Source organism: Streptomyces krungchingensis (assembly GCF_054729265.1).
In genome coordinates this window covers 6,638,656-6,662,748 of record NZ_JBPUKY010000001.1, presented here as the reverse complement: position 1 = coordinate 6,662,748, position 24,093 = coordinate 6,638,656, and the positions used below count along the sequence as shown (strand labels likewise).

The following is a 24,093-nucleotide window of genomic DNA, read 5'->3' as shown; positions in this document are numbered from 1 at the left end:
AGGACGGGGAGGGGCTTCGCAAGGTTGAGCGGTTCGAGCGGCCGACGTGCGGCCCGGTGCTCAGTACCAGTTGTTCGCCTGCCAGAACGTCCAGGCCTCACAGGGGCTGCCGTAGCGGCTGTCCATGTAGTTGAGGCCCCACTTGATCTGGGTGGCCGGGTTCGTCTGCCAGTCGGAACCGACCGACGACATCTTGGAACCGGGCAGTGCCTGGAAGAGACCGTAGGCGCCGGAGGAGGCGTTGACCGCCTTGTAGTTCCAGCTGGACTCGTGGTCCACGATGTTGCTGAAGCACTGGAACTGGCCGGACGGCACCATCTGGCGTGCCATCGCCTGGATCTGCGCGACGGTGTACGAGCTCTGGACGGAGAAGCTGGAGGCGTCACGCGTCGCGGAGCGGCTGGCCGCTTCCTGCGCCGCCTTGCGCTCCTTGGCTTCCTTCTCCGCCTTCTCCGCCGCCTTCTCCGCTGCCTGCTGCTTCGCGACGGCGTCCTCGGCGGCCTGCTTGCGGGCAGCCTCCTCGGCGTCCTTCTTGGCGCTCGCGTCGGCGGCGATCGCCTGCGCGTCGGCCTGCTGCGTCAGCGATGCGGTCTGCACCTGGGCCTGCTGGCCCGCGGGTATGTCCGCGAGGAGGGTCGAGTCGCCTGCCGTCGCCTCGGCGTCGTTCGAGGGCTGGGCGGTGCTGCCCGAGGCAACTCCGACGACGCTTCCGACAGCGGTGACCGCGGTGGCCGAGGCCACTGCGAATCCCCGGACCGAAATCCGGCTCACACGGTTTCCTTCCAGCATCGCCCGCTTAGGTGACCCTCGCGGACGCAATCGTGCCCCTTGGCGCTGGCCTCCCAACTGCGGGGTCACGGGAGGCACGGGCCCGGTGGGCAACTCCCGTGAAGGGAGCGCCGCGTGGTGCGCGGGCGGCATACGACGGCTCTATGGAGTTCTGAGGTTCCTGTTGTGCCGTACCGCTGGGGGTACAGGTGTGTCGTATGCGGGGCCTGACAGGAGTGAGACTCTGCCGTAACCGGACGCCGCAAGGCAATTCTGTGTTGCGTGTGAAAGCTCACACCTCGTTTGCCCCAGAAGTTTTACGGAAACGAGCACACGCCAAGACGCCGCCCGGCTAGGCTCTTCGCCTTTGCCGGACGGCGCCAACTACCGCGTATCCGCCACCCTTTGAACAGGTGGGGTCAGATCTGCCCGTCCTCCAGCATTTCGGTCACAAGGGCAGCAATCTGGGACCTCTCGGACCGGTTGAGGGTGACATGCGCGAAGAGCGGATGCCCCTTCAATTTCTCCACGACGGCGACGACTCCGTCGTACCGGCCGACCCGCAAATTGTCCCTTTGTGCCACGTCATGGGTGAGAACAACCCGGGAATTCGCCCCGATCCGTGACAGCACGGTCAGCAGGACGTTCCGTTCCAGGGACTGCGCCTCGTCCACGATCACGAAGGCGTCGTGGAGGGAGCGGCCCCGGATGTGGGTGAGCGGCAGGACCTCCAGCATGCCGCGCGCCGTGACCTCTTCGATGACTTCGCGGCTGGTGACCGCGGAGAGCGTGTCGAAGACCGCCTGCGCCCAGGGGCTCATCTTCTCGGACTCGGAGCCGGGCAGATAGCCGAGCTCCTGCCCGCCGACCGCGTACAGCGGGCGGAAGACCATCACCTTCTGGTGCTGGCGCCGCTCCAGGACGGCCTCCAGGCCCGCGCAGAGCGCGAGCGCGGACTTGCCGGTGCCGGCCCGGCCGCCCATGGACACGATGCCCACTTCGGGGTCGAGCAGCAGGTCGAGCGCGATGCGCTGCTCGGCGCTGCGGCCCTTGATGCCGAAGGCCTCCCGGTCGCCGCGCACCAGCCGGACATTGCCCTCGGAGGTGACACGGCCGAGGGCCTTGCCGCGCTCCGACTGGATCGTCAGGCCCGTGTGGACGGGCAGGTCGGCCGCTTCGGGCACGTAGGCGTGACCCTCTTCGAAGAGGATGTCCACCTGCTCGCCGGACAGGGTCAGTTCGGACATTCCGGTCCAGCCGGAGGAGCCCGTGATGGCCAGTTCCGCGCGGTACTCCTCGGCGAGGAGACCGACGGAGGACGCCTTGATCCTGAGCGGCAGGTCCTTCGAGACGACGGTGACGTCGTACCCCTCGGCCTGCAGGTTGCGGGCGACCGCGAGGATGCGGGAGTCGTTGTCCCCCAGGCGGTACCCGCTGGGCAGGACGCTGGGGTCCGAGTGGTTGAGCTCGACGCGTACGGTCCCGCCGAGGTCCCCGATCGGGATGGGGGAGTCGAGGCGGCCGTGCCGTACCCGGAACTCGTCGAGCAGGCGGAGGGCCTGCCGGGCGAAGTAGCCGAGTTCGGGATGGTGCCGCTTGGCCTCCAGCTCCGTGACCACGACGATCGGGAGCACGACCTCGTGCTCGTCGAAGCGGCTCAGGGCGTTGGGGTCGGCCAGCAGGACGCTGGTGTCGAGAACATAGGTGCGCCGGTCTGGCTTGTGGCGCTTTGTGCTGGTCACCACGGAAGGACGTACCCCCTCGGATGAGGTCGGGGAGCGACGAAGGAGATCTGGACCGGTCTCGGGCACCGATGCGCGGGCCGAAAACCGGCCCTCCGCTTCGTCCGTACTGACCGCACGGTCGGGCTGGTGCAAAGGGCCTCCCGGGCGGACGGCCCCGTGCCGCCCGCTGAGATACGACACCCGTGGTTCGGGCATCGACCTGGAAGGCTTATGCCCTTTAACGAGCCACGCCATGCCACGGCATATGACGGCGCGTTCGTTAACTCCAGATGACGTGCGTCCCGTCCCGCGGTCCGGGACGTCCCTCACCGGCCGTGGGACCGGTCCCCGGTCAGCCGCCGTACCGCCGGTGACGAGCCGCGTAGTCGCGCAGGGCACGCAGGAAGTCGACCTTGCGGAAGGCCGGCCAGAAGACTTCGCAGAAGTAGTACTCGGAGTGGGCGGTCTGCCAGAGCATGAATCCGGACAGCCGCTGCTCGCCGCTCGTGCGGATCACCAGGTCCGGATCCGGCTGGGCCCCGGTGTAGAGGTGCTTGCCGATGGCGTCGACGTCGACGGCGTCGGCGAGGTCCTCCATCGAGGTGCCCTTGTCGGCGGCGTCGAGGATCATCGAGCGCACGGCGTCGGCGATCTCCTGGCGGCCGCCGTACCCGATCGCGACATTGACGAGTATCCCGTCGACGTGCGCCGTGGACTCCTCGGCCTCCTTGAGCACCGTCTGCATCTGCGGGGGCAGCAGGTCGAGCGTGCCCACGTGGTGCACGCGCCAGCGGCCGTCGGCGGCGAGGGTGCGGACGACGCCCTCGATGATGCCGAGCAGCGGGACGAGCTCCTCCTGCGGACGGTCGAAGTTGTCCGTGGACAGCAGCCACAGGGTGACGACCTCGACGTCGGTCTCGGAGCACCAGCCGAGGAACTCCTCGATCTTGTCCGCTCCGGCCCGGTGCCCCTGCGCGGTCGTGGAACCCGCCGCCTTGGCCCAGCGCCGGTTGCCGTCCATGATGACGCCGATGTGCTTGGGCACCTGGTCGTGGTCGAGGTGGCCTTCCACCCTGCGTGCATAGAACCTGACCAGCAGACGGCGCAGGTTTTCGCGCAGGTTCACGTGTTGTCAGCCCCTCCGTGTGGAAGTGACAGGTGCGCGGCTGAGCGCAAGCCCTGTCCATATGGCGGTCCCCGTCGGCGAAGCCTACCCCCGGAGCACGTCTGCCCGGGGAGCACCCCCGGGCGCCCGGCCGGGCCGTCACCCGGGTCGCCGTCGGCCTGTCGTAGTTTCGTATGCATGAACGACATGTCTGCATACCGCGCCGCAACGGAGCGGTACGACTCGATGGAATACCGCCGTACGGGCCACAGCGGGCTCAAGCTGCCCGCCGTCTCGCTGGGCCTGTGGCACAACTTCGGCGACGACCGTTCGCTCGACTCCCAGCGCGCGATCCTGCGCCGCGCGTTCGACCTGGGCGTCACCCACTTCGACCTCGCCAACAACTACGGTCCGCCGCCCGGTTCCGCCGAGCTCAACTTCGGCAAGCTGCTCCGCCAGGACTTCGCTCCGTACCGTGACGAGCTGGTCATCTCCACCAAGGCGGGCTACCTCATGCACCCCGGGCCGTACGGCGAGTGGGGTTCGCGCAAGTACCTGCTGTCGTCCCTGGACGCCTCGCTGAAGCGGATGGGCGTGGACCACGTCGACATCTTCTACTCGCACCGCTTCGATCCGGACACCCCGCTGGAGGAGACGATGGGCGCGCTCGCGTCCGCGGTCCAGCAGGGCAAGGCGCTGTACGTGGGTGTGTCGTCGTACACCGCCGAGCAGACCGCCGAAGCGGCCCGCATCCTCACCGGGATGGGCGTCCGCCCGCTCATCCACCAGCCCTCGTACTCGATGATCAACCGCTGGACCGAGGACGACGGCCTGCTCGACACGCTGGAGGACGCCGGCATGGGCTGCATCTCCTTCGTGCCGCTGGCGCAGGGCCTGCTGACGGGCAAGTACCTCAAGGGGATCCCGGAGGGCTCGCGTGCCACGCAGGGCAAGTCGCTGGACCCGAACCTCCTGAGCGACGAGGTGGTCCGCCGGCTGAACGGGCTGAACGACATCGCGGCCCGCCGCGGCCAGTCCCTCGCCCAGCTCGCGCTCACCTGGGTGCTGCGCGACGAGCGGATGACCTCGGCCCTCATCGGCGCGTCCAGCGTGGCGCAGCTGGAGGAGAACATGGCCGCGCTGGCCGCCCCGAAGCTGACGGACGAGGAGCTGAAGGAGATCGACACCTTCGCCGTGTCGACGCCGGGGACGAACATCTGGGCCGGTCGGCGCTGAGTCACCGCCGCCGGCGCGTACGGCGGCCGGGGCGCACGGGGGGCGCCCGCCGGGCCGTCGGCCGCGGGCATGAAAAACGGGCCGGTCCGTGGGGGGGGAGACGGACCGGCCCGAGGGGGGGTTTCCACCATAACCCTTCGTAAGTGATGCTGCGTGCATCGGCGTGCCACAACTACTCTCCGAAACCGTCCGGCGACGCCACGGTGGGGGCGGAATCTCTGATTCAGGGCCTGATCATGGCCGAATCGCAACTGATTCCAAGGGATTCGCGAAGGATCCGCGAAGATCCGATGGGCACACCCCCGGCCGCGCCGACCCGCCGCGACGTACTCCACGCGAGTGACGGGGGCTCCGCCCGAGTGCTTGACGCGGCCGCTAGCTTCGCACCCATGGCCACCTTCACGACGGAGCGGACGACCGGGCCGGTGCCACTGGAACTCGCCCTGTCGGCGCGCGCCCGGCGCCGGGGACTGCTCGGTCGCGACGGTATCGACGGCGCGCTGCTGCTGAGCCCGGCGAGCTCGGTGCACACGTTCGGGATGCGGTTCGCGATCGATGTCGCCTATCTGGACCGCGACTCCCGGGTCCTCGCGGTGCGCACGATGCCTCCGGGTCGTGTGGGACTGCCCCGGCCACGGGCCCGGCACGTCCTGGAGGCGGAGGCCGGGGCGATGGAACGCTGGGGCGTACGGCCCGGGGCGCGGGTCACGGTGCGGCACCCCTGACCGCACGTCAGAAATGCAGGCAGCACCGCGCAGCCCCCTCCTCTGCGCGGTGCCACACGCGCAGCTTTGCTCACGCGAATTACCTTGGTCTGAACTTACGTGAGGCGAACATCCGAAGCGAGCCGCCCTCGATAACGATGTGGAAACCCTGTGCCGGTTCCGTGTCGCTGCTCGGGACATCCGACATATGGGCGCTCATCTCACGCACCAGATGCCGCATGGGGATGTTTTCGGTCAATCAGCTCACCCATGTGCCGATCACCCCATTCCCCCAGCGGCAGCAGCGCGGTGTTGAGCGCCTCCCCCAGCTCGGTCAGTGAGTACTCGACGCGGGGCGGGACCTCCCCGTACACCTCCCGGTGCACGATCCCGTCGGCCTCCAGTTCGCGCAGCTGCTGGCTCAGCACCTTCTCGCTGACCCCCTGGACGTGGCGGCGCAGCTCTCCGAAGCGGAGGGTCCCGCCGACGTGCAGCGCCCACAGGATCATCGGCTTCCATTTGCCCCCCACTACGTCCACGGCGGCATCGAGACCGCAGGTGTAGGGGCCCTTGCCCTTCGACATGGTCAACTCCTCGGCGGATGCGCCGCCTTCGACGGAAGCGGACAGAATCTGGCCTCTTTCCCGCCTAACGTCGTCCGCATGACCTTGAGGATCACATGGGACGAGGCGAGCGCGCGGCGAATGGAGCGGCAGTTCCTGGCCGTTCCCGCGCCGGCCGGGACACCGCTCGCGGAGGTGGTCGGCGCGATGCTCGGCGCGCACGCGCAGATCCTGTCGGCGGCGGAGATGTCGGTCGGCGTGCGCGCGGACGGGGTGACACGGGCGGACGTGCGCACGGCGCTGTGGGAGGACCGGTCCCTGGTGAAGACCTTCGGCCCGCGCGGCACGCTGCATCTGCTGCCGACCGCGGAACTTCCCCTCTGGACGGCCGCGTTGACCGCGATCCCCACCGGACCGAGCACGTCCGCACCCGCCGTCCGGCTGACCGCGGCGCAGGCGGACGAGGTCGTCGCGGCGATCGGCGACGCCCTCGACGGGGCCTGCCTCACCGTCGACGAACTGAGCGAGGAGGTCGTACGGCGCACCGGACCGTGGGCCGGCGATCTCGTGATGCCCGCCTTCCAGGGGATGTGGCCGCGCTGGCGGCAGGTGATGCACCGGGCGGGCCAGCGGGGCGCGCTGTGCCTCGGCCCGAACAGGGGCCGCAAGGTCACCTACACCCGGCCGCCGCACTTCACGCCGCTCGACACGGACGAGACGGCCGCTCGCGCGCTGGGGATCGCCCGGCTCGTCCACCGGTATCTGACCGCGTACGGTCCCGCGACCCCGGCGCACTTCGCCAAATGGGCCGCCGCGCCGCGCGGTTGGGCCGGCGAGCTGTTCGCCTCGCTGGCCGCGAGCGGGGAGATCGAGGAGGTCGACTTCCTGGGCGGCCCGGCGTGGGTGGTGGCGGGCGACACGGAGTTCCCGCGGGAGCCGGTGCGCGGGGTGCGACTGCTGCCGTACTTCGACGCGTACGGCATCGCGGTCCAGCCGCGCGAGGTGCTGTTCCCCGGGCCGGCGTACGAACGGGCCCTTGCCCGCGGCCAGGCGGGCAACCATCCCGTCCTGCTCGTCGACGGCGTGGTCGCCGGCGTCTGGCACCAGCGGCGCCAGGGCCGGCGCACCACGGTCACGGTCGAGCCGCTCGGCGAACTGACGGCCGCCGCCGAGCGGGAGCTGGCCGAGCGCGTGGAGCGGATCGGCGAGATCCTGGAGGCGACGCCGGACCTGGTGGTCGGCACGGTGACCGCGGGTCCGCACGCCTGACCCCTACGCCGGCTTGCGCGCCGCGATCAGGAAGCGGGCGCTGTGGGTGACGAACGGGCCCTCCGCCTCGATCCGCTCGTGCAGCGAGCGCAGCAGGGGCCGGTACTCGTCGACGGTGAAGCCCGGGACCATCCAGATCACCTTGCGCAGGAAGTGGACGACGGCCCCGATGTCGAAGAACTCGATGCGCAGCCGCTCCGCCCGCAGGTCCACCACGTCGAGCCCGGCGGCCTCGGCGGCGGCCCGGGCACGCTCCGGGTCACGGGCGTTCTTCCGCTCCTCCGGCTGCGGTCCGAGGAAGTACTCGACGAGCTCCACAGCGCTCGCGGGACCGATCTGCTGGGAGAAGTAGGTGCCGCCGGGGCGCAGGACCCGGGCGATCTCCGCCCAGTACGTGTCCACGGGATGACGGCTGGTGACCAGGTCGAAGGCCTCGGCCGCGAACGGGAGCGGCGCCTCCTCCGGGGAGGCGACGACCACCGCGCCGCGCGGGTGCAGCAGGGCGGTGGCCCGGGCGACGTTCGGCGGCCAGCCCTCGGTCGCCACCATCAGTGGCGGCAACTGCGGTGCGGAGTCGAGGACTTCACCGCCGCCGGTCTGGATGTCCAGCGCGGCCGTCGCGTCGGCCAGTCGCTCCCCCATCGCCTTCGCGTACCCCCACGAGGGCCGCTCCTCCGTGGCCCGGCCCTCGAACCAGGAGAAGTCCCAGCCGTCGACGGAGACGGCTGCGGCCTCGGCGACGAGGTCCTCGAAAGTGCGGCTGTTGTCCATGGCGGGCATCCTCCCAGCGGCCGCGTGCCGGAGCGACGCATTTTCCCCGGCGGCACTGTCGGTGGCCGCTGCCGCGTTGCGGGCATGACGACGCATCCGGCAACCGTCCGGGTGCCCTGCGCCGGCGCTGCGGAGACCGCACGGCACGCCGGGCACACGGACGTCGTGCGCGAGCTGATCGACGGGGCGACGGGCGGCCACCGGCCCGGGTGAGGCGGGCCAGGAGCCGACGGTCTGCCCGGGACCGCCACGCCCGCGCCCCGACGCAGCTCCCTCAGTCGACGAGGGGGCGCACCTCGCGCGCGGCGAAGCGGATGAAGCCCTCGGGGTCGGGCTCGTCGGCGGTGGGCTGGAGGACCACGGTGTCGGCGCCCGCCTCCGCGAGGCGCCGCACGGCCTCGGCGACGGCCTCCGCGTCCCCGGCGGCTCCGTGGTCCGGCACCGGGTTCTCGCCGTCGGCCTCGATCTCGGCGCGCAGCCGGGCGGCGGCGCCCGGCCCGGTGGCGGTGAGGAGGTAGACGACCACCGGGTGGTGTTCCGTGCGGCCCGCCGCCCGCCGGCCCTCGTCGATGAGGCGGCGGGCCCGGCGTACACCTTCGGGGGTGGTGGAGGCGGTGAGGATGGTTCCGTCGGCGGCCTCGCCCGCGAGCCGGAGCGTGCGCGGGCCGGTGGCACCCGTGAACACCTCGGGCGCCTCCGCGGGCGGCCAGTCCAGCGCGACGCCGTCGAGCTTCACGTACCGTCCGTCCGTGGTCAACCGCTCGCCCAGCAGCAGGGCGCGCAGCGCCTGGAGGTGCTCGCGCAGCAGGGTCACGGGCGACTCGGCCCGCGCGCCGACCTGCCCCATCCAGTCCTGGACGCCGTGGCCCACGCCGAGCACCGCGCGCCCGGGGAACAGGCGGTGCAGTGTGGCGGCCTCCATCGCGGTGACCGCGACGTTCCGCAGGGGGACGGGCAGCAGGCCCACGCCCACCCGCAGCCGTTCCGTCCAGGCGAGCGCGGCCGAGGCGGCGGAGACGCCGCCTTCGAGGAAGCAGTCCTCCCACAGCCACAGTTCTCCGAGGCCCTCGGAGTCCGCCAGTCGCGCGAGGGAGCGGAGCCGCTCGGGAGGCAGTTGGGGCCGGAACACGGCACCGAGTCCAGTCATACGGCCTTCCTAGCGAGGGCGGGTGTCACGGACAACCGCATTACGCCTAGGCGGTGTTGCCGCCGTCGCCGACTTCGGCACCCTCGATCCCGACGTCGGCCTCGGCCTCCGTCCCGCTGCCCGCGGTGTCCGCGTCGGCGCGCTCGTACCGCAGCAGTACGACTCCATTGCCGAAGGGCCGTGACTCGACGAGCCGGAGCCGGGTCATCGTGTCCGTCTCCGAGAAGAGGCGCCTGCCCCGGCCGAGCAGCACGGGGTGCACGTACACCCGGAACTCGTCGACGAGGCCGTGGCGCATGAACTCGGCGGCCAGCTCGGCCCCGCCGAGCCCCAGGTCGCCCAGCGACCGCTCCTTCAGTTCCCGGATGCTCTCGGGCACGACCTCCGGCACGATCGTGGTGTGCCACTCGGCCCGCTCCAGCGTCCGCGAGAACACCACCTTGGGGATGCTCCGCCAGATCCGGGCGAACTCCACCATCGTGGGCGGGCTGTCGGGGTCCTTGTCGGCCGTCGGCCAGAACGCGGCCATCAGCTCGTACGTCACGCGCCCGCTCAGCAGGGCGCCCATGTTCCGGATCTCCTCGTTGAAGTGCGCGTGCAGTTCCTCGTCGACGAGATGCCAGTCGATCTCGCGGTTCGGTCCCTCGAAGAATCCGTCGAGGGACACCGACATCATCAGGATGATCTTGGGCACGGGGTCGTCACCTCACCGAAGGCGGACGTCGGGGTCCTGGGGCGCCTCATTGTCACTCCCCCGCGGCCGTCCCGGGCCCTACGGCATCCCGACGGCGCGGCGCCGCCACCTGCCGCGCCTCAGCCGCCGCGCGGGAACGTCACCTCCACACGACGGTTCTTCCTGCGGCCCTGCTCGGAGGTGTTGTCGGCGATCGGGTAGTCCTCGCTGTAACCCCGCACCTCGAAGGTGATGTCCGTCGAGCCGAGATCCCCGGCCAGGACGTCGTGGACGGCCTCGGCACGCTTCTTCGACAGGGTCAGTCCGTGCGCGTAGGAGCCGAGGTTGTCGGTGAAGCCGAAGACCCGCACGGTCGTCGCCTTCTGCGCCTTGATCTCGTCCGCGATCGCCTGGATCCGGGAACGGGCCTCCGGGTTCAGCTTCGAACTGTCCTTGGGGAACAGCACCTCCGCCTGGAGCGCGAACGACACGTCCTCGTTCGTGTCCTCCCGGCGCTCCTCCCCGCCGAGGTCCTCCACGACGGACTTGATGTCCAGCACCTTCGCGGGCGCGAGCGTGGCGCCGTCGGCGAGCTTCAGCCCGGGGCTGTTGGCATCCACCTCGGGGGGCGGGGAGGTGGTGACGCTGCCGGGTGGGGCGCTGGGGTCGTCGTCGGCGTGGGCCGGTCCACCGGTGAGCACCAGCGTGGCGAGCACGGCGAGTGCCGTGAGGACGTGCGGGGCACGGGGGGTGGGGGCCATGGTTACTCGCCCTCGGAGATCTCGATGGGCGCGGGAGGCATGGCGCCGACCTGGAAGTCGACCTTCGTGGTGTCGGCGGGTGGGGCGGGGAACTGGGCGAACCACTGAGCGGTCGCACCCTGGCGGACGCCGCCGGTGAACTGCGTGCACAGGCAGCGGCCAGACGTGTCCCTGAGGATGAAGTACTTCTTCTTGCCCTTCTGGTCGATCAGGGCGGCACCCGCGATGGATGAGCCGTTCTTCGCCAGCTCCCGCTCCTCGCCACGCCAATTCGCCGCGATCCAGGTGTTGTCCGTGTTGTTGGTCACCGTGCCCTCGACGGTGACGAACCCACCGCTGTCGCGTTTGGCGGAGGTGACCGTGAGGGTCAGTCCGTTCTCACCCTTGACCTCGGCAAGTACCTGATCCGCCTGCGGCGCCTGCGATTGCGTCCTGTCCCCGTCGCTGCTCTTCGAGCTGGCCGCCGAGGGCGAGGCACCCTCGTCGTTCCCGCCGTCACCGCCTCCGCCGCAGCCGGCCACCGTGAGGAGCAGCCCAGTCGTGATCGCCACTGCGCTCAACGCACTGCGGCCCTTCATGGTGTGCCGAAAGTCCATCAGTACGGCTTCCTCTCACTCGGCCAGTCGCACGGAGAACAGCACGGACGCGTCCGGGAGGTCGTCCGGATCGAAGTCCCCGGGATCTATGTTCACGATCTCCCCGTCACAGCTCAGTTCGACGGGTTTCTCGGGATCCGCGTCCGGATCGAAATCGCAACGCGGCTTGATGATGGCAACGGCGTGAGCCGTGGCCCGCTTGTTCTCCGTGCCGGGAATGAGCGATTTGCCGACCGTGTAGTTGGTCTGGATGTCGGCCTGGTATCCGGAATAGCCGTCCTTCGTGACGGGCTGTACGCCCTGAAGCGTCGAGTCGTTCTCCGCGGCCAACTGCTGGGCCGCGGCCGCCGCACCCGTGCCGGGGAGGTCCTGGCCTCCGTCCAGCCAGTCGAGCCAGTCGTCGTCCTGGCCGATCGCATCCGTCAGGTGGTCGATCAATTCGTCCCGGGCGTCCTGCGCCGCCGCCAACGCCGCAGCGTCCGCCGCGGATTGAGCTCCATTGCGGGCGGACGCTGCCTGGGCGAAAGCGAAGAAGGCGAACGCGGCGAAGAGCAGAATCCCCGTCAGCCAGATGTAGATCGGGAGAGTCTGCCCTCGGTCGCTCAGCAGATGTGCGGCTGTCAGCCGCCGATGACGTCCTGGACCGCGTTGAGGATCGCTGTCGAGATCAGACCGTCCAGACCGAGGCTGTCGATCAACGTGAAGATCCCCGCAATGATGATCATCAGGCCCGCATACTCCACGAACCCGGCCCCGGCGTCCCGCTTCCGGCCGCGCATCCGGTCGGAGACCGTGCTCGCCCAGGTTTCCACCCGAACCGTCGCCCTGAGCTTCCAGTCCTTCGTCACCACGGCCCCTGCCCTCCCACCCGACGCCACAACCACCGACCCGTGCACCGTACGTGAGAGAGCGCCTACTGCGAGTGGGCCCAGGGGCCCAACTTCCCCGGCTCGGGGAGAGGGGCGGAGTCATCGGGTCCACCCCTCGTGTGTCGTGCCCAGCCAGTGGGCGATCGCTTCGCTGCGCGAGGAGGCGTGCAGCTTTGCGAAGATGCGGTTGATGTGATTCTTGACGGTCTTCTCGCTGATGAAGCAGGCGGCGGCGATCTGCCGGTTGTTCATGCCGGACGCGATGAGATCCATGACCTCCACCTCCCTTGAACTCAGGCCGAAGTCGGTCTGGTCGGGGGCGCGGCGGTGCAGCCCCGCCGCGTGTGCGAGTCGAGCCTTCGACGACTGTGCCACAACTGATTGCAGATGCGAAGAGTTTTCGTTCGGTTCGTGCGAAACGCCGGGCGAGACCGAGCCAGTGGGCCGCCCTGCCCGCACATCCCGTACCGCGGTGATGAGTTCGGCGGCGGTGAACTCGCCGTGGACGAGGTATCCGGAGGCGCCGCGGCGCAGCGCTTCGGCCACCACCTCGGGTTCGCGGCTGTAGGTCAGCATCATCACGGGGGCGAGCCGGGACAGCCGGGGCAGGGCCGTGAGGCCGTCCGTGCCGGGCATGCGGACGTCGAGGAGGACGACGTCCGGGAGGAGGCGGGCGGCGGATTCGAGGGCCTCGTCGCCGTCCGCCGCCGCGGCGACGACCTCGATGTCGGGGTGGCCGCCCAGCAGGGCGGTGAGTCCCGCCCGGACGACCGGGTTGTCGTCGGCCACGAGTACGCGCAGGGGCGGGCCGGAGAGTGCCTGGTCAGGCATGAGCGGCCTCCTGTCGGGGGGTGTGGGGGGCGGCTGCGGGGAGCGGAAGCGTCAGGTGGATCTCGGTGCCTCCCCGCACGGGCCGGCGCAGGAGGAGGCGAGCGCCGAGGGTGGCGGCCCGTTCCGTCATGCCGAGCAGACCGAAGTGGCCGGTTCTCGTCAGGTCGGCGAGGTCGTCGAGGGTCACTCCGGGAGGAAGGCCGGACCCGTCGTCCCGTATCCGGAGCACGAACTCGTTCTCGGAGACGTCGAGTTCGACACTCGCCCGGGTGGCGCCGGCGTGGCGGTGGACGTTCTCCAGGGCTTCGGCGGCGATCGCCAGGACGTGCCGGGCGGTGGTGCGGGGCAGGACGGGAGGGCCGCCCCGGTGCCGCAGGTCCGTGGCGAGGTGCGTGCGGGCCTGGAAGTCGGCCGCGCGGGCGCGGAGTTCGGGGAGGAGGTCCGTGTCGGGCGGTGCGGTCAGGTCGGTGTGACGGCGCAGGTCGCAGAGCAGGGCCCGGGACTCGCCGGCCGCGAGGCGTGCCGCGTCGGCCACCGTCGCCGCCTGGCGCTTGAGCGTGACGGGGTCGCCGGTGTCCGCGGAGGCGGCCAGTGCCTCCGCCGCGAGGGCGAGGCCGTGCAGGGTCTTGGCGACGGAGTCGTGCATCTCGCGGGCGAGGCGGGCCCGTTCGGACTCCACGGCCTCCGCGACGGCGAGCCGGGAGGTGGCCTCGGCCAGTGCCTGGCTGGCGGTGCCGAACCGGAACATCAGGTTGCGCAGGGTGACGCCGATGATGCCGGCGCCGATGCAGAAGCCGGCGATGAGGAGGGTGTTGGCGCCCGCTCCGGGGCGGTGTTCCCAGGCCCGGAGGACGGTGAGGAGGACGATCAGCTGGAGCCCGGTGAAGACGCCGCTGCCGCGCCAGCCGTACAGCAGGCCCGACAGGAGGGGGGTGCAGACGGTCGCGTACGCGAGCGGTGAGGCGGGCGACGCGGTGAGCAGGAGCACCGCTCCGAAGGTCAGGTCGACGGCCATCAGGGTGGGGTGGGCCAGCAGCCGGGGGCCGAACCGCTCCCAGTCCCTGAGCATGGCGTACGAGCCCATGACGCCGAGGACGGCGGCGGCGAGGACCGCGTAGCGCGGCGGGCCGTCGGCCGCGTTCGTCATGGCGAAGGGGGCGCCGATGGCGATGGCGGCCAGCCGTACGGCGAAGGCCTGGCGGCACAGGGCCTGGAGTGCGTTGAGCTGGAGTCGGACGCTGCCGGGGGGCGGTGCGTCGTCCGCCAGATACCCGGCGCCGCCGCCCTTGGGCCAGCCGGGGCGGAGGCGGCCGGCGAGGCGGCGGAGGCCGGTGGCCGCGCGGAGAATCCGCCGCCCGGCGAGGCCCGTAGGGGGCCGCGGGCCGTGGGCCGGGGGGTGGACGCCCGCACGGGCGCGGAGGCCGTTCATCAGCGGCCCAGGATCGAGCCGAAGTCGGTGCCCGACCCGAGGAACATGCCGGTCGCGATGAGGATCATCGTCGCGGGGAGCATGAAGACGAGGGTCACCATGGTCGCCTTGGGGATGGTCTTGGCGGCGCGGCGCCGGGCGTTCTGGGCGTCGGTGCGGCGCATGTCCGTGGCGAGCTGGATGAGGGTCTCGGCGATCGGGGAGCCGAGTTCCTCGCCCTGCTGGAGGGCGGAGACGAACTGGGAGACCTGTTCGGAGGAGTTGCGCCTGCGCAGTTCGTCGAATGCCTGGCGGCGGCTGACACCCATGTCCATCTGGCGCAGGGTGATGCGCAGTTCGTCCGCCCACGGGCCCTCGTACTTCTCGGCGACCCGGTCGAGGGCCTGGCGGAAGCCGAGGCCGGCGGAGACCACGACGGCGAGGACGTCGAGGAAGTCGGGGAGGGTGCGGTCGATGACCTCCTTGCGTTCGCGGACGGCCTGCCAGATGAGGGCGTCGGCGGCCAGCAGGCCGAAGGCGAGGGCCAGCGCGGCGAAGAGAAGCTGTCCGTTGGAGAGGAAGACGAAGGCGAGGACGACGCCGAAGATGCCGTAGACGGCGCGGCGGGCCGCGTACCGGTTGAGGGTCAGGCCGCCGGGGTTGCCCGCCATGTCGATGCGGCGGCGCTTGGCGTCGACGCGGCGGGGGCCCATCAGGCGCAGCACCGCGGGCGCGAAGCGCATGCCGAGGCGGTCGACGGCCGAGTCGGCCTTGGAGACGCGGCTCGCGCCGACCTCCAGGGCGAGGGAGAGGTCGCTGGGAAGTCTGGCGTCGGCGCGGATCATGCGGATGCCCAGGAGGACGCCCGCGACGGCCGCGCCCATCAGGACGGCGAGCAGCAGCGGCAGCATGGTGATCCCTCCCTCACACTTCGATCTTGCCGAGGCGGCGGATGACGAAGAAGCCGACGGTGTAGAGGCCGAGGGCGAGCAGGACGAGCCCCTGGCCGAGCGGGGAGCCGGTGACGCGGGCGAGGGCCCCCTCGTTCGACGAGTTGATCAGCACCAGTGAGCCGACGCCGAGGAACGGGACGGTGAAGGCGGTCGCGTTCACCTCGGAGAGCATGGTGCGGACCTCGCGGCGGGTCTCCTTGCGGTCCTCCAGGGTCTGGGTGAGGTTGCGCAGCGAGCTGACGACCGAGCCGCCCGCCTTGTTGGCGAGGACGAGAGTGGTGACGAGGACGATCAGCTCGCGGGAGGGCAGGCGTTCGGAGAGTTCGGCGAGGGCGTCGTCGACGGTCCTGCCCAGCGTCAGCTGGTGGGCGACGTGGGCGAGTTCCTCGCCGGCCGGGGCCTCCAGCTCCTCGGCCGCCATGGCGAGAGCGGTGCGCAGGGCGAGTCCGGCGGCGGTCGCGTTCGCCAGCAGGCGGGCCACGTCGGGCAGTTGGTTGATGAAGGCCTCGATGCGTTTCTGGCGCTGCCAGTTGAGGAAGATGGCGGCGCTCCAGACGCCCACGAACGCGGCGATCGGGCCGAAGAAGGGGGCGAGGGTGGCGGCCGCGATGAGCCAGAGGGCGACGACGACGGCGGTGACGTAGGTGAAGAACTCCCCTGCCGTCAGGTCGAGTCCGGTCGCGGACAGGCGCAGGTGGATCGTGCGGCCGAGGCGGGTGCGGCGCAGCCGGCGGTCGATGCCCGCGAAGCGGCGTACCCGGCCTGCCGCGGTGCGTAGCGGGCCGCCGCCGGAGAGGCGGTCGACGAGTTCCTGGCGCTGGGCGCGGCCGGAGGCGTACGTGTGGACGCCCGCGACGGCGAGGGTGCCGCACAGCACGGTCGCGCCGAGGGCGAGGAGAGCGGGGTTGTTCACGACTCGCTCCTCTCGGTCGTGGGCGGCGTCCGGTGGCCTGCCCGGTACTTCCCGGTGGTGAGCCGTGTCCGGCGGCCCGCCCGGGGCTTCCCGGTCGTGAGCCACGTCCGGTGGCCTGCCGGGGGCTTCTCGGTCGTGGGCGTCATCCGATGGCCTGCCTCGTGTTGAGGACGTCGATGGCCTCGGTGACGCCGAAGGCGGGCGGCAGCGGCTCGTTGGCGACGTACAGCTTCTCCGCGACGACGCGCGGAAGGGGGAGGTGCTCGAAGTGGCCGTGGACGACGCGGTCGGGTCCGGCGGGACGCGGCACGAAGCGGGTCACGGGCGTGACGCGGAACTGTTCGCGGCCGTGGGAGACGAGCAGGGCGATCTCGGTGACCTTGCGGGAGCCGTCGGCGTGCCGGGTGAGCTGGACGACGACGTCGACGGCGGAGTTGATCTGGTCCTTCAGGGCCTCGAAGGGGATCTGCACCTCGGACATCGAGCCGAGGGTCTGCAGGCGCATGAGGGCGTCCTCGGCCGAGTTGGCGTGCACGGTGGCGAGCGATCCGTCGTGGCCCGTGGACATGGCCTGGAGCATGTCGAGGGTCTCGCCGCCGCGGACCTCCCCGACGATGATGCGGTCGGGGCGCATGCGCAGGGAGTTGCGGACCAGGTCGCGGATGGTGATCTGGCCCTTGCCCTCCACGTTCGGGGGCCGGGATTCCAGGCGGATGACATGCTCCTGCTGGAGCTGGAGCTCGGCCGAGTCCTCGATGGTGATGATGCGCTCGCGCGCGGGGATGAGCCCGGAGAGGGCGTTCAGCAGGGTGGTCTTCCCGCTGCCCGTGCCGCCGCTGACGATGACGTTGAAGCGGGCCCGCACGAAGGCCGCGAGCAGCATGAGCATCTGTTCGTCGAGCGAGCCGAGCCCGATGAGTTCGGGGAGGGTGTAGGCGCGCGGGAAGCGGCGGATCGTGAGGGTCGGGCCGGTGAGGGCGAGCGGCGGGATGATGACGTTGACGCGTTCGCCGGTGGGGAGGCGGGCGTCGACCATCGGGTTCGACTCGTCGACGCGCCGGTTGACCGTGGAGACGATGCGTTCGATGGTCTGCATGAGCTGTTCGTCGGAGGCGAAGCGCAGGGGGAGCTGCTCGACGCGGCCGGCGCGCTCCACAAAGATCGAGTCCGGTCCGTTGACCATGATCTCGGTGATCGACGCGTCGGCGAGCAGCGGTTCGAGGACGCCGAGTCCGAGGGCCTCGTCCACCACGCGGCGGATCAGCTGGGAGCGTTCCGCGGAGGAGAGGACCGGGCCCTCACGGCTGATGATGTGGCCCAGTACGCGTTCCAGGCGTACCCGGCGCTCGGCCGCCGCGAGGCTCGACATCTCGGCGAGGTCGATCTCTTCGAGGAGCTTGGCGCGGTAGACGGCGACGAGGTGTCCGTCCTCACGGCCGGGTCCCCCCTCGTCGGGGGCGGCGATGCGGGATCGCAGGCTCATGGGTGCGGCTCCTCCCGGTCAGTCGTCGGTAGGCATGGTGGCGTGACGGGTCACGTCCCAGCCGCCGAGGAAGGGGATGACGGAGGGGACGTGGACGGTGACGGTGGCGGTCGTGGTGTCGGCGCCCTTGGCCGGCTGGGGCACGGCGGGGTCCAGCCATCCGCTGACGGCGGCGGTCCCCGCGGCCACCCCGTCCCCGTCGTGCTGCGAGGCGGCCCGGGCCGCGGCGCGCGCTCCCGAGCCGGCCTGGTTGACGCCGTAGCCGACGAGGCCGAGCTGGATGGCGGCCATGCCGATGAGGAGCAGGATGGGCAGGAACCCGGTGAACTCTAGGATGGAGACGCCCCGGTCGTCCCAGCGGCGGCGCGCTGCGGGCGGGCTCATCCGTCGTCCCCCTCCAGTGCCGCGCCCGCGCTGCCGCTCACGTGCCAGCCCGCGTCGAAGCCCGGGAAGAACAGCGGCACGTCGACCTCGACGTCCGCCTTCATGACGGGGCCCGCGGGGGTGCAGGCGATGTCGGCGTCCTTCCAGGCGCCGGGCAGATGCTTGCCGCCCGCCGCGCCGCAGGCGCCCGCGTAGTCCCCGTCGACCGCGTACGCCGCCGTCGCCGCGCGGGCCGCCTCGTCGGCGGCGTTCCCGGCCAGGGAGTACGAGTAGCCGTACAGCACGCACTGCCACAGGATCGTCATGACGACGAGCAGCAGCGGGAACATCCCGGCGAATTCGAGGGTGACCGCGCCCCGGTCGCCGCCCCGGCGCCGCAGCGTCAGCGCGCCGCGGTCCGCGGGCGCCTTGCGGCGTCGGCCCCCTCCCCCGCCTTCCTGCGCGGCGACCAGGCCCAGCTCGCCGGCGAGCGTCCAGAGGGCCTGCTTCACGGTGGAGCGGCTGTCGAGGTCCTGGAGCCGGCCGGCGTCGACGACGGAGTGGAGTTCCTTGAAGGCGGCGGGGACCGCGGTCCGGGCGACCCTGGTGCCGGTGACGCGTTCGACGAGGGAGGGCTGGATCTCCGTCGCGCGGGTGTGCCGGTTGACGACCGTGGTGGTCTCCTCGGCCTTGCGGATCTGGAGGCGGTCCCACATGCGGACCATGCGCTTGGCGGCCCGCACGGCGACGACGTCAGGGGTGACGAGGAGCAGCGCCTGGTCGGCCATCTCCACGGCCGCCGCGGTGGCGGCGTTCATCTGGGAGCCGCAGTCGACGACCACCACGTCGTGGCGGGAGCGCAGGGTGCCGAGGACCTGCCGGGTGACCCGGTCGGTGACCTCTTCGCCGCGTTCGCCCTCCGCGGGTGCCAGCAGCAGGCCGATGCCGCTGTCGTGGGTGTACACGGCGTCCTGGAGGACGCGGTGGCTGATGTCGCTGATGCCCGCCAGGTCGGCCACCGACCGGCGGAACTGCACGTCCAGGTAGGACGCCACGTCGCCGGACTGGAGGTCCAGGTCGAGCAGGGCGACGGTGCGGCCGGACGCCCGCGCCGCCAGGGCGAGCTGGACGGCCGTGACGGTGGCGCCGACGCCGCCCTTGGCGCCGGTCACCGTGAGGACGGTGCCGCCGGGGCCGGTGTACAGCTCGGGGGTTCCGCTGTGCAGGTGGCGTCGCATGCCGGCGGACCAGGTGGCGGCCGCCTGGACGCGTTCGGCGAGGGCGTCGTAGCCGAGGGGCAGGCCGATGATGCCGCGGGCGCCGGAGTCCATGGCGGCGGTCAGCACGGCGGTGCTGTTGTCGGCGGTGATGAGGACGACGCCGACCGCCGGGAAGCGCATCACCAGGTCGCGGATCAGCTCCAGCGCCGGGACGGGGCCGATGCGCTCGTGGACCAGCACCACTTCGGGCAGCTCGTCGAGGGACTCCCCGGCGAGGCGGGCGAGGGTGTCGAGGAGGGCCGTGGAGTCGGGGACGGGAGGGGCCGGTTCGGCGTCGGCGAGCTGGCTGAGCAGCGTGGTGAGCGCCCGGGCCGAGTCGATGTCGCCGACGGCGGGGAGGATGCGGATGGTCATCGGCGAAGCCCCCCGGGGACGGTCCTCATGCGCGCCTCCTACTTGTCCTCGTTGAGGGTGTACGTGCGGTCGCCGGGCGCGACGGACGCGTCGGAGCCGCCGGCGACCAGGGCGAGACGTACGTGTTCCGCGAACGACTCGGCGTACGCCACGCGTTGGGCGTCGGCCGTGTCGAGCGCGAAGGTGATCGGGACGGCCTGGTTGGCGCTGTTGCGGCGGTCGGAGCTGGACTGGCCGGGGTCGAGGGCGGTGAGCGTGCCGACGTCGATGACGCGGGCGTTCTCGACGATGACCTTGGACTGGTCGGTGCCCTTGTCGTTCTCGGCCTTGAAGGTGGCGTAGATGTTGACCCGCGAGCCGGGGTTGATCTTGCCGGCGACGCCGGTCGACGCGTCGATCATGATGGCGATCTCCTGCTGGCCCGCGTCGAGCGCGGGCCGGTCCACGATCATGTCGGTCTGGAGCAGCGAGCCCTTCTCCAGCCGGGTCACCGCGATCTTGCCGCGGATCTGGGAGAGACTGGTGACGGCGGTGGACGACAGCCAGCGCTCGGGCATGGAGATCTTCTGGAACTGGTCGGCCGTCAGCTCCTTGTAGGGCGCGATGTCGCCCTTGAGGCGGTACGCCGCCACCTCCGGTCCGACCTTGGAGTTCACGTCGCGGATCACCGAGAGCACTCCGGCGAAGGCGCCGAGGGCGCACAGGGCCGAGAGGACCAGCAGGATGACGCCGCGGCGCTGGCGCGAGTTCACTACATCTCACCTCGGTGATGGAGCATGATCCGGACAACCTCGATCTGCGGGGGACGGCGGGGTCGATCGGTCGTGCTGGTACGCGTGTGCCTAGGTGGCACCCCGGGGCAGGGCGCGTACGGAGGATGCTGCCCGGACGGCGGTGGCCGGAAGCTCCTGTGCGGGTGGTGGCGGCAGCGGCGCGGCGCAGAACCCGCAGCGGTCACCGATGAGTTCGAGGCCGCACCAGTGGCACTCGTCGCGCCGGACCGACGACACGAGCTGGTAGAGCACGGAGACGTCGTACAGTCCGGCGGCGAACTCGGTGAGCCGTGACGTGCCCCACCAGCGGGCCGATTCCTGCGGCAGCGGGACGGTCGCGACGCCCTGCACGCGCCAGCCGGGCGCGAGGGTCGCGGTGACCCAGTCGGAGGGCGGCTGACCGGCGGCGACGTGCATCCGGGTGCCGAACTCGGGCCCGGGGAGCTCGTCCTGGCCGACCCTGACGAGTTCGGGCCGCGGGTTGGCCAGGACGGCGAACTGGGCGCCCGGCACCCAGGACTTGGCGTGCGACTTCAGCGACACCGGGACCCGGTCGAGCTTGGCGACCGAGCCGAGCAGGGCTCCGGCGTAGATGTAGTGCGCGAGCAGGCGGGCCGCGGAGGCGAGCACTCCGGGGCTGAAGTCGCAGACCGAGAGCTGTCTCAACTGCTGGGCCAGCAGGGCGAGTCCGAGCGGTGGCAGGTCGACGGCGAGCAGCGCGACGCGGTCGCTCTCCAGGACGGAGCGGGCGGTGTGCAGCCGCTGGACGGCGGAGTCCTCGGCGGAGGACGAATGGAGCGCGATGACGTACCCGTGCTGCTCGACGAGGGCGTGCAGTGCGGTGAGGGAGCTTTCGAGGGTGTCGAGCGGATGGACGACCGCGGGCGGGGTCTGCCGGTCGTGCGGCGGAAGCACCAGGTCGGGACTGGTGACGGCTATCGCGGTCGGCACGCTGCACACACCCCGTTCGCTGCGGCGGGGTGGTCAACCACCGCCTCAGATCGCCCCTTTATCGCCATGGAACGTCACAGATGGCCACAGATCGTCACTGTGACGTCCTCTTGCATCAGCACCATATCCACGGCATGCCCCGCTCAACACCGACTTCGCGAGATCAACTCACCGAAGGTGGGGGCGTGATCAACGGAGAGTGATCCGCATATGCCACAACTCCGCTCTCCGGCAGACCCGTTGAGGAGCTCGCGGGCTCCAGAGGTCTTGACAACCGAATTGGTCTGGACCAACTTGTACATCCAACGGTGGCCACCGTTCCGCACCTCTCCGTACGCCTCCCCTCCTTCCCCCCCTTCCCTCCCCTTCCCCTCACGGAGGTCCCAGTGGACCGCGTATCAGGCATGCCCGGACGCAGACGCGTCTGGGCGGGGCTCCTCTCCGCCGCGCTCGCCGCGTCTGCCCTCACCCTCACCGGCCTGGCCACCGACGCCGCGGCCGCCGACGTCAACAACGCCAAGAACGGCGGCTACGAGTCGGGCCTCGGCAACTGGACGTGCTCCGCGGGCAGCGGCACGACCGTCTCCTCGCCGGTGCACGGCGGCTCGGCGGCCCTGAAGGCCACACCCGCCGGGCAGGACAACGCCAAGTGCACCCAGACCGTCGCGGTCAAGCCCAACTCGACGTACACGCTGAGCGCGTGGGTCCAGGGCGGCTACACCTACCTCGGCGCGACCGGCACCGGGACCACCGACGTGTCGACGTGGACGCCCGACTCCTCGTCCTGGAAGCAGCTGACGACCACGTTCACCACCGGTTCGTCGACGACCTCGGTGACCGTCTACACGCACGGCTGGTACGGACAGGCCGCGTACTACGCGGACGACCTGTCGGTGTTCGGACCCGACGGAGGCGGTGGCGGCGACCCGGCCCCGACCGTTCCCGCGGCCCCCGGCGGTCTGGCCGTCTCGTCCACGACCTCCTCGTCCGTCTCGCTCGCCTGGAACACGGTCTCGGGCGCCACGGGCTACAACGTCTACCAGGGCTCCACGAAGGTCCAGTCGGTGACGGGCACCTCCGCGACCGTCTCCGGACTCGCCGCCTCCACCTCGTACTCCTTCCAGGTCACCGCCACGAACTCGGCCGGTGAGTCGGTCAAGTCGTCGGCCGTCACCGGCACCACGAACGCCTCCTCGGGCGGCGGCGGTGGCGGCGCCGTACCGGCGCACGCCGTGACGGGCTACTGGCAGAACTTCAACAACGGCGCCAAGGTCCAGAAGATCTCCGACGTCCAGTCGCAGTACGACATCATCGCCGTGGCCTTCGCCGACGCGACCGGTACGCCGGGCGCGGTGAGCTTCAACCTCGACTCTGCCGGGCTCGGCGGCTACACCGTCGACCAGTTCAAGGCGGACATCAAGGCCAAGCAGGCCGCGGGCAAGAAGGTCATCATCTCCATCGGCGGCCAGAACGGCACCGTGTCGGTGAGCGACTCCGCGTCCGCGACGAACTTCGCCAACTCCGTCTACTCCCTGATGCAGACGTACGGCTTCGACGGCGTCGACATCGACCTGGAGAACGGTCTCAACGCGACCTACATGACGCAGGCGCTGCGCTCCCTGTCCTCGAAGGCGGGCTCGTCCCTCGTCATCACGATGGCCCCGCAGACGATCGACATGCAGTCCACGTCGAACTCCTACTTCCAGACGGCCCTGAACATCAAGGACATCCTGACCGTCGTCAACATGCAGTACTACAACAGCGGCTCGATGCTCGGCTGCGACGGCAAGGTCTACTCGCAGGGCTCGGTGGACTTCCTGACGGCCCTCGCCTGCATCCAGCTGGAGGGCGGCCTCGCCCCGTCGCAGGTGGGCCTCGGCCTCCCCGCCTCCACCAGCGGCGCGGGCAGCGGCTACGTCTCCCCGACGATCGTGAACAACGCCCTCGACTGCCTGACCAAGGGCACCAACTGCGGCTCCTTCAAGCCCTCCAGGACGTACCCGGGTCTGCGCGGCGCGATGACCTGGTCGACGAACTGGGACGCGTCGGCGGGCAACGCCTGGTCGAACGCGGTGGGACCGCACGTGCACGCGCTCGGCTGACCCTCCCCGTCAGCAGGACGAAGGTCCGGCCCCGGCTGCGCCACAGCCGGGGCCGGACCGCGTCCGGGGGCGACGGGCCGCGTCGCGGCCCCTACCGCCCGGCCGCGGACGCCTCAGGAGCGGGCGGTACCCCGCCTTACGAGAACCGCTGGGGCAGCACGCCGGAGTCCCACAGCCTGTCCAGGTTCCGGAAGAAGCCGCCGAAGTCCTTGGCCATGGCGGCACGTTCGTCCGTCGACAGCTTCTCCATCGGGTCGGTGAAGTCGAAGGTCCCGAGGTCGGGTCCGGTCCACCCCTTGAAGCGCCGGCAGTGGGCGCACCACATGTAGCTGATCAGTGAGGGGCGCACGCGGAGGTGACTGCGGTACACGTAGGTGCGCACCGCGGAGTGCCCGCAGGCGGGACAGACCCGCTCCGACTGGTCCTCGTAGAACTTCGGGCCCGCCACCAGTTCCCTGACCTGGTCCGCGTCGAACTCTCGCATGCCTGCTTCCTC

Annotated in this window: 26 protein-coding genes; 5 read left to right on the top strand and 21 right to left on the bottom strand. The window is 70.9% G+C overall.

Translation table 11 applies throughout. The annotated features are described in order from the left end of the window. Window positions 1-60: 60 nt before the first annotated feature. The 3 genes from ACSYGO_RS29400 to ACSYGO_RS29390 form a co-directional block, all read right to left on the bottom strand. Window positions 61-771, bottom strand: coding sequence for an aggregation-promoting factor C-terminal-like domain-containing protein (locus ACSYGO_RS29400; protein ID WP_460388250.1), 711 nt, complete (start codon window positions 769-771; stop codon window positions 61-63). A 416-nt stretch (window positions 772-1,187) separates the two neighbouring features. Further along, window positions 1,188-2,513, bottom strand: a complete 1,326-nt coding sequence (locus ACSYGO_RS29395; RefSeq protein ID WP_426680134.1) for a PhoH family protein — start codon at window positions 2,511-2,513, stop codon at window positions 1,188-1,190. Between the two features lie 331 nt (window positions 2,514-2,844). Further along, a complete protein-coding gene (locus tag ACSYGO_RS29390; RefSeq protein WP_345658818.1) occupies window positions 2,845-3,618 on the bottom strand; it encodes an isoprenyl transferase in 774 nt (257 codons plus the stop codon). Window positions 3,619-3,795: 177 nt separating this feature from the next. Between ACSYGO_RS29390 and mgrA the strand changes: the two genes are divergently transcribed. Both mgrA and ACSYGO_RS29380 read left to right on the top strand, forming a co-directional pair. Beyond that, complete coding sequence (gene mgrA / locus ACSYGO_RS29385; RefSeq protein WP_460388247.1) at window positions 3,796-4,833, top strand: L-glyceraldehyde 3-phosphate reductase; 1,038 nt, start codon at window positions 3,796-3,798, stop codon at window positions 4,831-4,833. A 389-nt stretch (window positions 4,834-5,222) separates the two neighbouring features. Next, window positions 5,223-5,558, top strand: a complete 336-nt coding sequence (locus ACSYGO_RS29380) for a DUF192 domain-containing protein (RefSeq protein WP_426680136.1) — start codon at window positions 5,223-5,225, stop codon at window positions 5,556-5,558. Window positions 5,559-5,758: 200 nt separating this feature from the next. On the opposite strand, the gene ACSYGO_RS29375 is transcribed toward ACSYGO_RS29380, so the two are convergent. Next, the gene (locus tag ACSYGO_RS29375) at window positions 5,759-6,121 is read right to left on the bottom strand and encodes a winged helix-turn-helix transcriptional regulator (protein ID WP_426680137.1); all 363 of its coding nucleotides are present in this window, start codon (window positions 6,119-6,121) and stop codon (window positions 5,759-5,761) included. 78 nt (window positions 6,122-6,199) lie between these two features. Between ACSYGO_RS29375 and ACSYGO_RS29370 the strand changes: the two genes are divergently transcribed. Next, window positions 6,200-7,369 carry a winged helix DNA-binding domain-containing protein gene (locus ACSYGO_RS29370; RefSeq protein WP_426680138.1) on the top strand — a complete coding sequence of 390 codons (1,170 nt, stop codon included), beginning with the start codon at window positions 6,200-6,202 and terminating at the stop codon, window positions 7,367-7,369. 3 nt (window positions 7,370-7,372) lie between these two features. On the opposite strand, the gene ACSYGO_RS29365 is transcribed toward ACSYGO_RS29370, so the two are convergent. Continuing rightward, a complete protein-coding gene (locus tag ACSYGO_RS29365) occupies window positions 7,373-8,140 on the bottom strand; it encodes a class I SAM-dependent methyltransferase (protein WP_460388244.1) in 768 nt (255 codons plus the stop codon). Window positions 8,141-8,224: 84 nt separating this feature from the next. On the opposite strand from ACSYGO_RS29365, the gene ACSYGO_RS29360 reads away from it, so the two are divergent. Next, complete coding sequence (locus ACSYGO_RS29360) at window positions 8,225-8,353, top strand: mycothiol transferase (protein WP_460388242.1); 129 nt, start codon at window positions 8,225-8,227, stop codon at window positions 8,351-8,353. A gap of 61 nt (window positions 8,354-8,414) precedes the next feature. Here ACSYGO_RS29360 and ACSYGO_RS29355 read toward each other — a convergent pair whose 3' ends face one another. The 15 genes from ACSYGO_RS29355 to ACSYGO_RS29285 form a co-directional block, all read right to left on the bottom strand. Further along, window positions 8,415-9,287: an LLM class flavin-dependent oxidoreductase gene (locus ACSYGO_RS29355; protein WP_460388240.1), complete on the bottom strand. Its 873-nt coding sequence runs from the start codon at window positions 9,285-9,287 to the stop codon at window positions 8,415-8,417. A gap of 46 nt (window positions 9,288-9,333) precedes the next feature. Then, the gene (locus ACSYGO_RS29350; RefSeq protein WP_426680141.1) at window positions 9,334-9,981 is read right to left on the bottom strand and encodes a dihydrofolate reductase family protein; all 648 of its coding nucleotides are present in this window, start codon (window positions 9,979-9,981) and stop codon (window positions 9,334-9,336) included. A gap of 119 nt (window positions 9,982-10,100) precedes the next feature. Further along, on the bottom strand, window positions 10,101-10,721 hold the full coding sequence (locus ACSYGO_RS29345; protein WP_432188526.1) for an OmpA family protein: 621 nt from the start codon (window positions 10,719-10,721) through the stop codon (window positions 10,101-10,103). Between the two features lie 2 nt (window positions 10,722-10,723). Next, on the bottom strand, window positions 10,724-11,317 hold the full coding sequence (locus ACSYGO_RS29340; protein ID WP_460388237.1) for a hypothetical protein: 594 nt from the start codon (window positions 11,315-11,317) through the stop codon (window positions 10,724-10,726). A 15-nt stretch (window positions 11,318-11,332) separates the two neighbouring features. After that, window positions 11,333-11,872, bottom strand: coding sequence for a pilus assembly protein TadG-related protein (locus ACSYGO_RS29335; RefSeq protein WP_460389777.1), 540 nt, complete (start codon window positions 11,870-11,872; stop codon window positions 11,333-11,335). Window positions 11,873-11,937: 65 nt separating this feature from the next. Beyond that, window positions 11,938-12,165, bottom strand: coding sequence for a hypothetical protein (locus ACSYGO_RS29330; protein WP_460389829.1), 228 nt, complete (start codon window positions 12,163-12,165; stop codon window positions 11,938-11,940). 120 nt (window positions 12,166-12,285) lie between these two features. Then, window positions 12,286-13,017: a response regulator gene (locus ACSYGO_RS29325; RefSeq protein ID WP_432188524.1), complete on the bottom strand. Its 732-nt coding sequence runs from the start codon at window positions 13,015-13,017 to the stop codon at window positions 12,286-12,288. Then, window positions 13,010-14,446 (bottom strand): sensor histidine kinase, encoded by a 1,437-nt coding sequence (locus tag ACSYGO_RS29320; RefSeq protein WP_460388235.1) that lies wholly within the window; start codon window positions 14,444-14,446, stop codon window positions 13,010-13,012. Before ACSYGO_RS29320 ends, ACSYGO_RS29325 begins: the two co-directional genes overlap by 8 nt. Beyond that, window positions 14,446-15,336, bottom strand: coding sequence for a DUF5936 domain-containing protein (locus ACSYGO_RS29315; protein WP_095936360.1), 891 nt, complete (start codon window positions 15,334-15,336; stop codon window positions 14,446-14,448). The genes ACSYGO_RS29320 and ACSYGO_RS29315 overlap by 1 nt, the downstream gene beginning before the upstream one ends. Window positions 15,337-15,349: 13 nt before the next feature. Continuing rightward, window positions 15,350-16,291, bottom strand: coding sequence for a type II secretion system F family protein (locus tag ACSYGO_RS29310; RefSeq protein WP_432173823.1), 942 nt, complete (start codon window positions 16,289-16,291; stop codon window positions 15,350-15,352). Between the two features lie 142 nt (window positions 16,292-16,433). After that, window positions 16,434-17,774 carry a CpaF family protein gene (locus ACSYGO_RS29305; protein ID WP_426680147.1) on the bottom strand — a complete coding sequence of 447 codons (1,341 nt, stop codon included), beginning with the start codon at window positions 17,772-17,774 and terminating at the stop codon, window positions 16,434-16,436. Window positions 17,775-17,792: 18 nt separating this feature from the next. Beyond that, window positions 17,793-18,158: a TadE family protein gene (locus ACSYGO_RS29300; RefSeq protein WP_426680148.1), complete on the bottom strand. Its 366-nt coding sequence runs from the start codon at window positions 18,156-18,158 to the stop codon at window positions 17,793-17,795. Then, window positions 18,155-19,771 carry an AAA family ATPase gene (locus tag ACSYGO_RS29295; RefSeq protein ID WP_426680149.1) on the bottom strand — a complete coding sequence of 539 codons (1,617 nt, stop codon included), beginning with the start codon at window positions 19,769-19,771 and terminating at the stop codon, window positions 18,155-18,157. Before ACSYGO_RS29295 ends, ACSYGO_RS29300 begins: the two co-directional genes overlap by 4 nt. Window positions 19,772-19,809: 38 nt before the next feature. After that, the gene (gene cpaB / locus ACSYGO_RS29290; RefSeq protein WP_432188522.1) at window positions 19,810-20,523 is read right to left on the bottom strand and encodes a Flp pilus assembly protein CpaB; all 714 of its coding nucleotides are present in this window, start codon (window positions 20,521-20,523) and stop codon (window positions 19,810-19,812) included. Window positions 20,524-20,613: 90 nt separating this feature from the next. Then, window positions 20,614-21,495 carry a hypothetical protein gene (locus ACSYGO_RS29285; RefSeq protein ID WP_432173820.1) on the bottom strand — a complete coding sequence of 294 codons (882 nt, stop codon included), beginning with the start codon at window positions 21,493-21,495 and terminating at the stop codon, window positions 20,614-20,616. A 404-nt stretch (window positions 21,496-21,899) separates the two neighbouring features. Between ACSYGO_RS29285 and ACSYGO_RS29280 the strand changes: the two genes are divergently transcribed. Continuing rightward, window positions 21,900-23,597, top strand: coding sequence for a chitinase (locus ACSYGO_RS29280; protein ID WP_460388231.1), 1,698 nt, complete (start codon window positions 21,900-21,902; stop codon window positions 23,595-23,597). A 136-nt stretch (window positions 23,598-23,733) separates the two neighbouring features. Here the strand turns inward: ACSYGO_RS29280 and ACSYGO_RS29275 are convergent, their stop codons facing one another. After that, a complete protein-coding gene (locus ACSYGO_RS29275; RefSeq protein WP_460388229.1) occupies window positions 23,734-24,081 on the bottom strand; it encodes a hypothetical protein in 348 nt (115 codons plus the stop codon). Window positions 24,082-24,093 lie beyond the last annotated feature (12 nt).